Origin of the sequence: Streptomyces neyagawaensis, assembly GCF_023516595.1 — a bacterium.
Lineage (GTDB): Bacteria > Actinomycetota > Actinomycetes > Streptomycetales > Streptomycetaceae > Streptomyces > Streptomyces neyagawaensis.
In genome coordinates, this window is sequence record NZ_JAMGBG010000027.1 from 38,982 (window position 1) to 51,821 (window position 12,840).

A 12,840-nucleotide genomic window follows, 5' to 3' on the forward strand; every position below is an offset into this window, starting at 1 on the left:
GTTGGTACGCCGGCTCAGTGCCGGCGAGCTGTATGGGATGTCCCCGACCGCCTACGACCCTACCTCCCCGGGGCCCGTCGAGTGACATCGAGATGCCCTATACATGCCGGTGCGATCCGTACCCGCCAGTAGGGGTACGGACCGCCCGGGTTTTACAAGCTGATTACCTTTTGAGCGGCCATCCGATCATCTGATTTCAGACGTTCGGGGTGGCCTCTCCAGGGCCTGCCATCAGCCCTTCGGCGCAGTCGGCGCTCACTTCCTGAGCGCCGCCAGCGCCTTGCCGAGCAGAGCCGTGCGGTCGGCCGCCGCGGGCACCTGCTCCAGGCCGAAGCCCAGCAGCACGGTGTCCTCCGTGGTGACCCCGCCGAACGTCTTGAACAGTTCGCCGGACAGGCCCCAGTCCCGGACGACCGCCGGGCTGCCCGCGGGCGGGCCGGGGGTCTTCCACGCGCCGAGCGACGTCTCGAAGCCCTCGGTCGCGCCGGCGGTGCCGCCGGTGACCACCGTGGTGTTGTCGAGCAGCACGCCACGGCCGCCGGAGCCGGGGTCGGTGATGTAGCTGAACGACACCTCGACCGACTTGCCCGCGTAGGCGGACAGATCGAACTCGACCTGCTTCCAGCCGTCGGAGGCCCCGGTGAAGCTGTTCCAGGCACCGCTGGTGCCGGTCGGCGTGCAGCCGCCGGAGCCCAGGGTCAGGTACCGCTTCAGCGCCGGGTGGGCCTGGATGAAGTACCCGGCCTCGCACTCGACGGGCACGGCGGTGGAGGTGGCGCCGCCCGCCTCGGGCAGCGTCGTCCAGTCGTCCGCCCCGGCGGTGTGCGCCTCCAGGACCGCGTGGTCGTAGCCCTCCTCGGTGTTCCACAGGATCCGGGTGCGCAGCGTGGGCTTGTCGGCCGCGGTCACCGAGGTGAGGTCGATGGTGCGGGTGAGCCGGTTCCAGGCGTAGTCGGAGTGCGTGACCGCCGCCATGGACGCGCCCTCGTACGGGCCGTAGGGGTTGACGGTGCCGGGGTACTGGCCCGCCCCGGCGCTCGCGAACTGCGGGAAGGCGTCCGCCGGCAGGGCGTCGGAGGTGAGGCCGAACGATCCCGCCGTGTTGAGCGGGTTGCCGGGCGCGTCGCCGAGCGTTCCCGTGAAGCCCGCCAGCTTGCCGCTGCCCGCGAAGGACGTGGCGTCGGGCAGGGACGTACGGCTGTAGGCGCCCAGGTAGTACTGGCTGAAGTCGTTGGACAGGGTGCCGCCGCCGAGGTCGACGGAGCCGCCGGCGCTCTCGCCCGCCTCGATCAGCTTGCCGCCCTCGTTGAGGTAGGCGCGCAGGGCGAGCTGGGTGGCGACACCGGGGCGCACGGCGCCCGTGTAGTGGACGACATGCTTGAAGTGCTTCAGTACGCCCAGCGCGTGGGGAGCACCCTGGGTCGCGACGTCCCAGACGAGCGCCTTCTTGCCATTGGCCTTCAGCGCGTCGACATAGGTCTGGGTCTGGGTCGCGGTCGCGCCCTCCTCGGCGACGACGAGGGTGTCGGCCTTGGGCCGCTCGGCGATCGTGTAGGTGAAGCGCTCGCTGCGGGTGGGCTTGCCGTTCTTGGTCTCGCCGGTGAACCAGACCTCGACCTTGTCGCCGGGTTCGCCGTCCTGGACCTTCGCCCGGTACTCGTCGAACCAGAGGTTGTCCTCACCGCCGAACGTCTCGCCGCCCTTCCAGGGCCTGAGCGTCTGGTCGTAGGTCCGGCCACGGCCGTTGATCCGGTACTTCAGCTCCTTGTCGCGCACGGACTTGCGGACGACGACGGAGATCTCCTGGTCGGCGCCGCGCGAGTACGACGTGGTGAAGGACGCCGGGGTGAAGTCGGGGGCGTCGAGGCCGACCGAGGACTTCGGCTGGTCGGGCTTGGCCGCGGACGCGGCGACGGAGAGCGCGAAGGGGATGTTCTTCTCGAACTCCTGCTTGATCAGCTTCTCGTCGTCCGGGAACGTGAAGACGGAGGCGCAGTCCTCCGGCTTCCAGGCGTCGGCCGGGTCGATGTTCGACGCGGTCTGGCACGTCGACATCTCGGGGGTGAACATGGCCGTGCCGTTGACGTTGCCCGCGTGGCCGTCCGCCTCGCCGTTGGTGGTGTACAGCTCCGAGGAGAGCTGGGGGTGGTATCCGGGGACCGCGGGGTTCTCCGGGGTACCGGCCAGCGCCTTGTAGAGCACGTCGTCCGGGGTGGGGGTGGCCACCTGCCAGCCGACGCCGTAGAGGATCAGTTCGGCGGCGGAGTGGTAGTTGATGCCGTACTCGAAGCCGATGCGCTTCTCGAAGGCGTCCAGGGCCTTGGTCTCGGGCTCGGAGCCCGGGCCCGCGCCGCGGTAGGTCTCACTGGTGGGGAACGGGGACGAACCCTCGTTGTCGTAGCCCCACTTGTAGGCGAAGTTGCGGTTGAGGTCGACGCCGTCGCCGACGGTGATGGCGTTGTCGCCGTTGATGTCGCGCAGGTTCTTGCGCCACTGGCGGTTGCCGTCGGCCTTGTGGGTGAAGTCGTAGCCGTCCGGGTTGGCGGAGATCAGGAACCACAGCTCGGTGGTGTCGACGATCTTCTTGATCCGCTTGTCCGTCTTGTAGTTGTCCAGGTAGTGGTGCATCAGCCGCCGGGTCATCTCCGGGGTGATCCACTCACGGGCGTGCTGGTTGGACATGTACAGGACGGAGGGCTTGGCGCCGTCCTTGGTCTTCTTCGCGTTCTTGGTCAGTTTGAGCGCGAGGATGTCCTGTCCCTGGAGGGACTTGCCGATGGAGACCACCTTGGTCAGGGACGGGTGCTCCTGACCGGTCCGGAGGATCTCCTCCTTGATGTTGCCGGCGCCGCTGTACGGGCGGTAGACCCCGTCGCCCGCGGCGTCCACCCGGGCCTCCGCCTTGCGGGTGAGCCTGTGCTCCTTGAGGTCGACGCCCTGCTCCTCCAGGGCCTTCGCCTGCTTGTCGGTGAGGTAGACCTCGACCGACGCGGTGCCCTTCTCCGGTGCCTGCTCGCTGAGTTCGTGACCGTCCTGCCCGGCCGCCAGAAGCAGGGGTATCTGCTTCTTCGTGACCTCGGCGCGGAAGACCTTGACCGCTTCCGCATCGCCGGAACCGTCGTTCTCGGCCGCCTGGGCGAACGGCGCGAGCCCCGCGCCGCCACCCAGCAGGAGCACGCCGACCGCGAGGATCGATCTCGCTCTTCGTCTCATGAGCCCCCCTTGCGTGGGTTCGCCCCAGTGGCGAACAGACGCCAGGCTCATGTCAGATCGGGGTCACGTCAAGGGTGCCGCACAGGCCACACAAGGAATTCACCCCGTCGCCGGAAAGCCGGCGCCGACAGCCCAACAGGGCGTCGGCACCGGCGAGTTCGTCGATACGGCGTTCGGGTGACGGAGGGTCACCCCACGAGGTTTTCGGCCATCTCCTCGGTGAGGCTCGACTCGGTCCCCGGGATGCCCAGGTCCTGTGCGCGCTTGTCCGCCATGGCCAGCAGTCGGCGGATACGGCCCGCGACGGCGTCCTTGGTGAGCGGCGGGTCGGCGAGCGCGCCCAGCTCCTCCAGCGAGGCCTGCTTGTGCTCCATGCGCAGCCGTCCGGCGGCGGCGAGGTGCTCGGGCACGTCGTCGCCGAGGATCTCCAGGGCGCGGCCCACCCGGGCACCCGCGGCTACGGCGGCACGGGCCGAGCGGCGCAGGTTGGCGTCGTCGAAGTTGGCGAGCCGGTTGGCCGTGGCCCGCACCTCGCGGCGCATCCGCCGCTCCTCCCAGGCCAGCACGGACTCATGGGCGCCGAGCCGGGTCAGCAGCGCGCCGATCGCGTCACCGTCCCGGACGACGACCCGGTCGACGCTGCGCACCTCACGGGCCTTCGCGGCGATCGACAGCCGGCGGGCCGCGCCGACCAGCGCGAGGGCCGCCTCCGGACCCGGGCAGGTCACCTCCAGGGACGACGAACGGCCGGGCTCGGTGAGCGAGCCGTGCGCCAGGAACGCCCCGCGCCAGGCGGCCTCGGCATCGCAGGTGGCCCCCGAGACCACCTGCGGGGGCAGCCCGCGGATGGGCCGGCCGCGACCGTCGACCAGTCCCGTCTGACGGGCCAGCTGATCGCCGCCCGCGACGACCCGCACCACATAGCGCGAGCCACGGCGCAGTCCGCCGGGCGCCATCACGATCAGCTCGGAGCTGTGGCCGAAGATCTCCAGGATGTCCCGCTTGAGGCGGCGCGCCGCCATCGCGGTGTCCAGCTCCGCCTCGATCACGATGCGGCCGCTCACCAGGTGCAGCCCGCCCGCGAACCGCAGGATCGCCGAGACCTCCGCCTTTCTGCAGCAGGTCCGGGTGACGGGTAGCCGAGAGATCTCGTCCTTCACCGCTGCCGTCATCGCCATGGGCCGATCCTTCCATGCATCCGAAAAATACGGTCGTACGCGGCGGCCAGCAGCTCCGGATCATGCCGCGGAGATCCATCGGGCCGGGCCACCGGCGCCAGCTCGACCGCGGCGCCGAACCGCTTCGCGGCCTCGGTGAGCAAATCACGGTCGGGCACGGCGGCCTCGTCGGCCAGCACCACGTCCAGGGCGAGTTTAGGGGCGTGTCGTGCCAAAACCTCCAAATGACGCTGCGGGGAGAAGCCATCGGTTTCTCCCGGCTGCGGGGCGAGGTTCAGCGACAGCACCAGCCGGGCCTTGGTCTCGGTGAGGGCGTCGAGCAGCTCGGGCACGAGCAGGTGCGGGATGACCGACGAGAACCAGGAGCCGGGGCCGAGCACCACCCAGTCGGCGTCGAGGACGGCCGCCACCGCCTCGGGCACGGCGGGCGGGTCGTGCGGCACGACGTGCACGGACTGCACCTCGCCCGGGGTGAGCGCGACGGTCGCCTGGCCCCGGACGGTGTCGACGTCATCAGGGCGGGCCGGGTCGTGCCCCTTGACCAGGGCCTGGAGCTCCAGGGGCACCGCGGACATGGGCAGCACACGGCCCTGCGCGCCGAGCAGCTTGCCGACCAGGTCCAGCGCCTGGACGTGGTCGCCGAGCTGCTCCCACAGGGCGACGATCAGCAGGTTGCCGACGGCGTGGTCGTGCAGGTCGCCCTGGGAGGTGAAGCGGTGCTGGATGACGCGGGCCCAGGTCTGGCCCCAGTCGTCGTCGCCGCACAGCGCGGCCAGCGCCTTGCGCAGGTCGCCGGGCGGGAGCACGCCCAGCTCGTCGCGCAGGCGTCCGCTGGAGCCGCCGTCGTCGGCCACGGTGACGACGGCGGTGAGGTCGCCGGTGATCCGGCGCAGGGCGGCGAGCGAGGCGGACAGGCCCATGCCGCCGCCGAGCGCGACGACCTTGGGCTGGGCGCCACGACGGCGCGGCCGGCCGCCGCGGACCTCGGCGGGGCCGGTCGTGCGTCCTTCCGGGGTGGTCCGGCGCAGTCTGCTCAGCCGCAGAGCAGCACGTCCGGTCATTCGCGGCCCATGTCGCGGTGCACGACGACGGTCTCGACGCCCTGGGAGGCGAGGCGGGCGGCGAGCTTCTCGGAGGTGGCGACCGAGCGGTGCTTGCCGCCGGTGCAGCCGACCGCGATGGTCACGTACCGCTTGCCCTCGCGACGGTACCCGGCGGCGATCAGCTGGAGCAGCTCGGCGTAGCGGTCGAGGAACTCCTTGGCGCCGGGCTGGTTGAAGACGTACGCCGAGACCTCCTCGTTGAGGCCGGTGAACGGGCGCAGCTCCGGGACCCAGTGCGGGTTGGGCAGGAAGCGCATGTCCACGACCAGGTCGGCGTCGACGGGGAGGCCGTACTTGAAGCCGAAGGACATGACGGTGGCCCGCAGCTCGGGCTCCTCCTCGCCGGCGAACTGGGCGTCCATCTTGGCCCGCAGCTCGTGCACGTTCAGGCTGGAGGTGTCGATCACCAGGTCGGCGTCGCCGCGCAGCTCGCGCAGCAGCTCCCGCTCGGCGGCGATGCCGTCGGTGATGCGGCCGTCGCCCTGGAGGGGGTGCGGGCGGCGCACCGACTCGAAGCGGCGCACGAGGGCGTCGTCGGAGGACTCCAGGAAGACGATCCGGCGGGTGACGTTCTTCGTCTCCAGGTCGGCGAGGGAGTCGCGGAGGTTGTCGAAGAAGCGGCGGCCACGGACGTCGACGACGACCGCGATCCGCACCACGTTGCCCTGGGAGCGGGCGCCGAGCTCCACCATGGTGGGGATCAGCGCGGGCGGCAGGTTGTCCACGACGAACCAGCCGAGGTCCTCCAGACACTTGGCGGCCGTGGACCGGCCGGCGCCGGACATGCCGGAGATGATGACCAGCTCGGGGATGGCCGCCTCGGGGACCCCGGCTGTTTCGATGCCCGTACTCACGTGTGCTCCGTCTTCCTGTGGCGCTGGGTGCTGGGAGGCGTGGTCGCCCACCGCGCTGGGGGCCTGTCCGCGCTCCGCCGTGTGATCTTGGTGCTGTTCTTCTGGACGCTCGGGGCGCTCGTGGGGTTCTGGGCGCTGTTGGTGCTCGGTCATGTCTCCTGCCCTCGTCGCCGGTCCGGGGGCCCCGCGGTGAACGCCGCCACGGGCTCCTCGGAGGTGTCCGCCGTCGTGCCGGGCTCCTCTTCCTCCATGATCTCCCCAGTGGCGGTGTTCACGGCGGGTGCCGCCGGAGCCGCCTGTGCCAGGGCCGCGGCGATGGTCTCGGCCGTCTTGCGGCCTATGCCGGGGACCTCGCAGATCTGGTCGATCGTCGCGGCGCGCAGTTTCTTCAGCGACCCGAAGTGCTTGAGGAGGGCCTGCTTGCGGGTGTCGCCGAGGCCGGGCACGTCGTCCAGGGGGCTCGCCCGGAACCGCTTGGACCGCTTGGTGCGCTGGTAGGTGATGGCGAAGCGGTGGGCCTCGTCGCGGACGCGCTGGAGGAGGTACAGGCCCTCGCTGGTGCGGGGCAGGACCACCGGGTCGTCCTCGCCGGGCAGCCAGACCTCCTCCAGGCGCTTGGCGAGGCCGCACACGGCGATGTCGTCGATGCCCAGCTCGTCCAGGGCGCGGCGGGCGGCGGCGACCTGCGGCTGTCCGCCGTCGACGACGACGAGCTGCGGCGGGTAGGCGAAGCGCTTGGGGCGGCCGTCCTCCTCGGTGAAGGCGTCCTCGCCCTCGGCCCACTCGCCGGTCTTCTCCTTCTCGGCGAGGTAGCGCCGGAAGCGACGGGCGATGACCTCGTGCATGGACCGGACGTCGTCCTGGCCCTCGCCGTGCCAGACCTGGGTGTCCCCGACACGGCCCTTGATCTGGAAGCGGCGGTACTCGCTCTTGCGGGCCAGCCCGTCCTCGAAGACGACCATGGACGCCACGACGTCGTCGCCCTGGAGGTGGGAGATGTCGTAGCACTCGATCCTGAGCGGGGCGCTGTCGAGGTCGAGGGCCTCGGCGATCTCCTCCAGTGCACGGGAGCGGGTGGTGAGGTCCGAGGCGCGCTTGGTCTTGTGCAGCACCAGCGACTGCTGGGCGTTGCGCTGCACGGTCTCCATGAGGGCCTTCTTGTCGCCCCGCTGCGGGATGCGCAGGGAGACGTACGAGCCGCGGCGCCCGGTGAGCCACTCCTGGACGGGTTCGACGGGGTCGGGCAGCGCCGGGACGAGAACTTCCTTGGGCACCGAGTCGCCGGTCTCCTCGCCGTAGAGCTGTTGCAGGGCGTGCTCGACGAGGTCACCGGTGGTGACGGCCTCGACCTTGTCGGTGACCCAGCCGCGCTGGCCGCGTACGCGTCCGCCGCGGACGTGGAAGATCTGGACGGCGGCCTCCAGCTCGTCCTCGGCGACCGCGATCAGGTCGGCGTCGGTCGCGTCGGCGAGCACGACCGCGTTCTTCTCCATGGCCTTCTTCAGGGCCTCGATGTCGTCGCGCAGCCGGGCGGCCCGCTCGTACTCCATCTCCTCGGCCGCGTCCGTCATCTGCCGCTCCAGGCGGCGGAGGTAGGTGCCGGTGCGGCCGGCCATGAAGTCGCTGAACTCCTCGGCCAGTTCCCGGTGGTCCTCGGCGGTGATGCGCTCGACGCAGGGGGCGGAGCACTTGCCGATGTAGCCGAGCAGACAGGGGCGGCCGGTGCGCGCCGCGTTCTTGAAGACGCCGGCCGAGCAGGTGCGGACGGGGAAGACACGCAGCAGCAGGTCCACGGTGTCGCGGATCGCCCACGCGTGCGCGTAGGGGCCGAAGTACTTGACGCCCTTCTTCTTGTGACCGCGCATCACCTGCACGCGGGGGTACTGCTCGTTCATCGTGACCGCGAGGTACGGGTAGCTCTTGTCGTCGCGGTACTTGACGTTGAACCGGGGGTCGAACTCCTTGATCCAGGAGTACTCCAGCTGGAGCGCCTCCACCTCCGTGGACACCACCGTCCACTCCACGGAGGCGGCCGTGGTCACCATGGAGCGGGTGCGCGGGTGGAGGCCGGCCAGGTCCTGGAAGTAGTTGGCCAGGCGCTGGCGCAGGCTCTTCGCCTTCCCGACGTAGATCACCCGGCGGTGCTCGTCACGGAACTTGTACACCCCGGGAGAGTCCGGGATCTGTCCCGGGCTGGGGCGGTAGCTGGAGGGATCGGCCATACTCCACACCCTACTGGCGGGGAGTGACAGCGCGGGGCGCACGGGCAGCCCTCGGAGGGCGGCTGCCCGCCCCGTCGGCTAGCGCGTCTCCAGGAACGTGAGGACGGCCAGGACCCTGCGGTGGTCGTCCGGTTCCTCCGGCAGCCTCAGCTTGCCCAGGATGCTCCGTACATGCTTCTCGACGGTGCCCTCGGTGACCCACAGCCGCTTGCCGATGCCCGCGTTGGAGCGCCCCTCGGCCATGAGGCCGAGCACCTCGCGCTCACGGTTGCTGAGCATGGCGAGCGGATCGTCGCGGCGCTGCGCGGCGACCAGCTCCTGCACGAGTGAGGGATCCACCACACAGCCGCCCCGGCGGATGCGGTCGAGCGTCTCCAGGAACTCGTCGACGGCGGTGATCCGGCTCTTGAGCAGGTAGCCGATGCTGCGCCCGCCGGCCAGTAGCTCCAGGGCGTCCTCGACCTCGACGAACGCCGACAGGACGAGGATCCCGACGGAGGGGTACCGCTCGCGGATGGCCCGGGCCGCCTTCAGGCCCTCGGTGGACTGGGTCGGCGGCATCCTGATGTCGATGATCGCGATGTCCGGCACCTGCGACTCGACGAGGTCCATGAGCCCACTGCCGTCGCCGGCCTGGCCCACCACCTCGTATCCGACGCGCTCGCACAGACTGGCCAGTCCCTCGCGCAGGAGCACGTCGTCGTCCGCGAGCACCACCCGTCCGAGCGCCGGATGCTGATCGGCGTGCATTGGTCTCGGCCTCCCCCTGCCCGACCCGTTCACTCTTCTCCATGGCAGCCTGCCCGAACACGGTCTTACGGCTAGCTGGAAGCCTAGTTGGGGGAGAGCCGGGGCGACACCGTGAGGGCGGCACGTCATGCTCGAAAGAGTGCAGTCGCGGGTGGCCGGTTGTCTCGGCGGAGACGGATCGGCCGCTCTCCCGCGTGCTGGGCCGGGCGGCCGTCTTCACCGTCCGGCACGGCCGCCCGAACGTACGCCCGACCGAGCCCCGTACTCCCCCCCTTGAAGGGTCTCGCCGCGTACGCTTCGGGCGGTCATGAACGGGGCACGACGCCGTCCCCGGTGTCCGGGGGCGGTGTCAGCGGCAGGCGGACACCCAGCGTCGTCCCGCTGCCCGGAGGGCTGGTCACGGTCAGCCGGCCGCCGATCGCCTCCACCCGGTCGATGAGCCCGATCAGTCCCGAGCCCCCGCCCGGTTCCGCTCCCCCGGCGCCGTCGTCGTGGATGACCACCTCCAGGACGCCGCCGGTGTCCTCGGCCGTGACGGTCACCACGCTCGCGCGCGCGTGCTTGACGGCGTTGGTCAGGCACTCCGAGGTCACGTAGTACGCGGCCACCTCGACCGGCTCGGGGAAGCGGGGCGTGGAGAGCCGCAGGTCGAGTTCGACGGGGATCGCGGAGCGGCGGGCGAGGGAACGCAGGGCGGGGCCGAGGCCGCCCTTGGTGAGAATGGCCGGGTGGATGCCGCGGGCCACCTGGATCAGGTCCTGGAACGTGTCGTCGAGGCCCTTGCCCAGGTGCGCGAGTTGCCTGCCGAGCTCCGAGCCGCGCTCCTCGACGAGGGTCTGCGCCATCCGCAGCTCCAGTTGGAGGGAGATCAGGCGCTGCTGCACACCGTCGTGGAGGTCGCGTTCGATACGGCGCCGGGAGGCATCGCCCGCGGCGACGACACGCGCGCGTGAGGCGGCCAACTGGGCGCGGCTGTCGGCGTTGGCGATCGCGGTGGCGATGAGTTCGGTGAAGTCGGCGAGCCGGCACTCGGTGCCCTCGGGCAGCGGGTCGAGCAGCGAGGCGGCGACGACGACACCCCACAGCCGGCCCTCGACGACGATGGGGGCGCCCGCGGCGGTGCCGGACCGGGCGGCGCCGCGTGTGCGGGCCACCTCCCGTATCACCGTGCGCGCCACCTCACGCCGGGTCAGTGGCGGCGCTCCGCCGCCGTCGTCGGCGTGTTCGCGCGCGATGCCGAGGACCGTGACGTCGCCGTCGCTCCCGTAGCGCAGGACGGCCGCGGACGTGCTCAGCAGGGCGCCCACCTCCTGCGCCACCTTCGCGAACACGTCGAACGGCGGCACCCCGCGGGCCACCTCGGTGGCGACGCGGCGCAGCGCGGCCTGTTCCCGGGCGGCGAGGCGGCTCTCGGTGACGTCGCGGGCGGCGGCGTAGATGAGGCCCTCCTCGGGGACGGGCCGGGCGCTCCACTGGAGCCAGCACTCGGTGCCGTCCGCGCGCACGTAGCGGTTCTCGAACTCGGCGACGTCGGCGCCGCTCGCCAGCAGCGCGATCGCCTCGCGGGTGCTGTCGCGGTCCTCCTCGTGGACGAACTCGACGAGCGGCCTGGCCGTCAGGGTCTCGACGGGATAGCCGAGGGTGCGTTCGAAGGCCGGGTTGACGCGTTTGAAGTAGCCGTCGAGTCCGCTGATGCAGAGCAGGTCCAGGGAGAGGTTGAAGATGCCTTCCAGTTCCTGTTCGGCGCGCCTGCGGCGGCCGTGGGCGGCGGCGAAGGACGCCATGGTGTCGTTCATGCCGCCCAGCAGCTGGGCCCAGGTGCCGTCGAAGGCGTCGACGTCGGCCCGGTGTTGGAGGCGGCCGGCGTCGATCGCCGTGTTCATGGCCCGGATCTGGCCGGCCAGCCGTTCCGTGGTCACCCGCAGCTCCCGGAACGTGTCCGCGACGTCCCCGAGTTCGTCGCGGCCCGCGTAGCGGATGTCGTACGACAGGTCGCCCTCCGACAGGGCCCGCGCGCCCTCGGCGACCTGTCCGAGGGGGCGGGTGATCGAGCGGCGCAGGGCCAGCGCGAGGACGGTGACGGCGCACAGGACGGTCAGGAAGAGGGCCAGGTCGCTGTAGGCGCGGGTGCGAGTGGCCCGCAGTTCGTCGTCGGCGGTGCGGGCGAGTTCCCGCATGGCCCGGTCCTGGATGTGCCGCAGATCGTCGACGTACTGCCCGGAGTCGGCGAGCCAGGCGTCGTACGAGGGCCAGTCGGCGGGCCGGGTGTCGGAGTCGTCGAGCAGGTCGCGGACCTTGCGGACGGCTCGGCCGGGGGCCTGGAACATGGTGCTGTGCAGTTGGGCCCAGAGCGCCGCGGAGGTGTTCTGCTCGAAGGTGCGGAGCTGGGCCTTCTCCAATTCGGTCCAGCGGCCGGCGGCGGTGGGGCGTTGGCCGGCGGGGACGCCGAACAGGATGGCGAGCTCGGCCCGTTCCCGTTCGGCGGCGGCGATGGCCTTCCGCAGGGCCACATGGGCGTCGGCGGCGCGGCCCGCGGCCCGCGTGGGGCGTCCGGACTCCAGGGTGGCGACGGTGTCGAGCAGGACGTCCTCGATGCCGTCGTACCGCTGGGCGACGGTCTGCGCGTCCAGGGAGTTCGTGCCCGCCTCCACGCGCAGCGCGTGCAGTTGCCGGCGCACGGCGTCGAGGACACCGGCGACGTCGGGGACCGGCCGGCCGGTGGCCTGCCCGACGGCCCGGCGCAGCGCGGTGTCGGTGGCGCGCTGGGCGGCGGCGCGCTCGCGGGCGGTGCCCGGTTCGACGTGCAGCCGGGCCTTCACGGCGGCCATCCGCTCCCGCGCGACGGCATCGGAGACGTCGCCGGTCGCGAACGACACCGCGATCGCCGTGTCGAAGTCGCGCAGCGTCCGCCCCTTCTCCCAGTGCGACATGGCGGCGAACACGGTGAACACCAGCAGCACGGTCACCGGCAGCAGCACGAGCAGCATCAGCTTGGCGCCGACCCTCAGCCGGGCGAGGAACGGCACCCCCGGCACACCCCTCCCCCACCGCCGGCCCGCCCGGACGTGGCGGGACGCCACCGTCCCGTCCGGCCCAGGGGTCTCCGGCGCCGGGTGGGACGCGGGATCGGCCGAGCGCGCCGGTCGACGCGGACTGGGCACGCGCCCCTCGGGACGCCCTGCCGAGGCGGGGCCTGCCGAGGCGGGCCCTTCCGAGGCATGGTCCGCCGGGGAACGGTCCGCCGGGGATGTGGGGCGCGCGACCGGTATGTGCGCCGCCGGGGACACGCTGGGTGCGTCCGGTGCGCGGTCCGTGGGCGGCGAGGTCGGCTCGGGGGTGTCGGGGGACCGGTTCGGGGAGGGGGTGCGGCGCATGGGGGGGCTCACGGGTGCTGGGGGGTGGGGGTGTTGTCCGGGTGGGCCGGCGCGGAGTCGTCGGTCGCGTACATGTGGTCCGCCTTTGCAGGCTCGGCGGCGTCGTCCGTGCTTCGGGCCGCCCGCGACCAGGCGCGCCCCGTCGG

At 71.8% G+C, this 12,840-nt stretch carries 7 protein-coding genes; all 7 read right to left on the reverse strand.

The features are described from left to right. Positions 1-255: 255 nt before the first annotated feature. Positions 256-3,213: a M14 family metallopeptidase gene (locus M8J73_RS14060; RefSeq protein WP_055538513.1), complete on the reverse strand. Its 2,958-nt coding sequence runs from the start codon at positions 3,211-3,213 to the stop codon at positions 256-258. Positions 3,214-3,401: 188 nt separating this feature from the next. Beyond that, entirely contained in the window at positions 3,402-4,391 is a 990-nt protein-coding gene (gene whiA / locus M8J73_RS14065; RefSeq protein ID WP_055514344.1) for a DNA-binding protein WhiA, read from the reverse strand. Next, positions 4,382-5,452: a gluconeogenesis factor YvcK family protein gene (locus M8J73_RS14070; RefSeq protein WP_055538512.1), complete on the reverse strand. Its 1,071-nt coding sequence runs from the start codon at positions 5,450-5,452 to the stop codon at positions 4,382-4,384. Before M8J73_RS14070 ends, whiA begins: the two co-directional genes overlap by 10 nt. Further along, on the reverse strand, positions 5,449-6,501 hold the full coding sequence (gene rapZ / locus M8J73_RS14075; RefSeq protein ID WP_055538511.1) for an RNase adapter RapZ: 1,053 nt from the start codon (positions 6,499-6,501) through the stop codon (positions 5,449-5,451). The genes M8J73_RS14070 and rapZ overlap by 4 nt, the downstream gene beginning before the upstream one ends. Beyond that, complete coding sequence (uvrC, locus tag M8J73_RS14080; protein WP_055538510.1) at positions 6,498-8,570, reverse strand: excinuclease ABC subunit UvrC; 2,073 nt, start codon at positions 8,568-8,570, stop codon at positions 6,498-6,500. Before uvrC ends, rapZ begins: the two co-directional genes overlap by 4 nt. Before the next feature lie 78 nt (positions 8,571-8,648). Beyond that, complete coding sequence (locus M8J73_RS14085; protein WP_055538509.1) at positions 8,649-9,320, reverse strand: response regulator transcription factor; 672 nt, start codon at positions 9,318-9,320, stop codon at positions 8,649-8,651. A 305-nt stretch (positions 9,321-9,625) separates the two neighbouring features. Beyond that, complete coding sequence (locus M8J73_RS14090; protein ID WP_063799197.1) at positions 9,626-12,307, reverse strand: PAS domain S-box protein; 2,682 nt, start codon at positions 12,305-12,307, stop codon at positions 9,626-9,628. Positions 12,308-12,840: the final 533 nt, after the last annotated feature.

Excerpts from the sequence above, each read along its gene's own strand:
- M8J73_RS14060 (WP_055538513.1), bottom strand. The coding sequence starts at position 3,213 with ATGAGACGAAGAGCGAGATCGATCCTCGCGGTCGGCGTGCTCCTGCTG.
- rapZ (WP_055538511.1), bottom strand. The coding sequence starts at position 6,501 with ATGACCGAGCACCAACAGCGCCCAGAACCCCACGAGCGCCCCGAGCGT.
- M8J73_RS14085 (WP_055538509.1), bottom strand. The coding sequence starts at position 9,320 with ATGCACGCCGATCAGCATCCGGCGCTCGGACGGGTGGTGCTCGCGGAC.
- uvrC (WP_055538510.1), bottom strand. The coding sequence starts at position 8,570 with ATGGCCGATCCCTCCAGCTACCGCCCCAGCCCGGGACAGATCCCGGAC.
- whiA (WP_055514344.1), bottom strand. The coding sequence starts at position 4,391 with ATGGCGATGACGGCAGCGGTGAAGGACGAGATCTCTCGGCTACCCGTC.
- M8J73_RS14070 (WP_055538512.1), bottom strand. The coding sequence starts at position 5,452 with ATGACCGGACGTGCTGCTCTGCGGCTGAGCAGACTGCGCCGGACCACC.
- M8J73_RS14090 (WP_063799197.1), bottom strand. The coding sequence starts at position 12,307 with ATGCTGCTCGTGCTGCTGCCGGTGACCGTGCTGCTGGTGTTCACCGTG.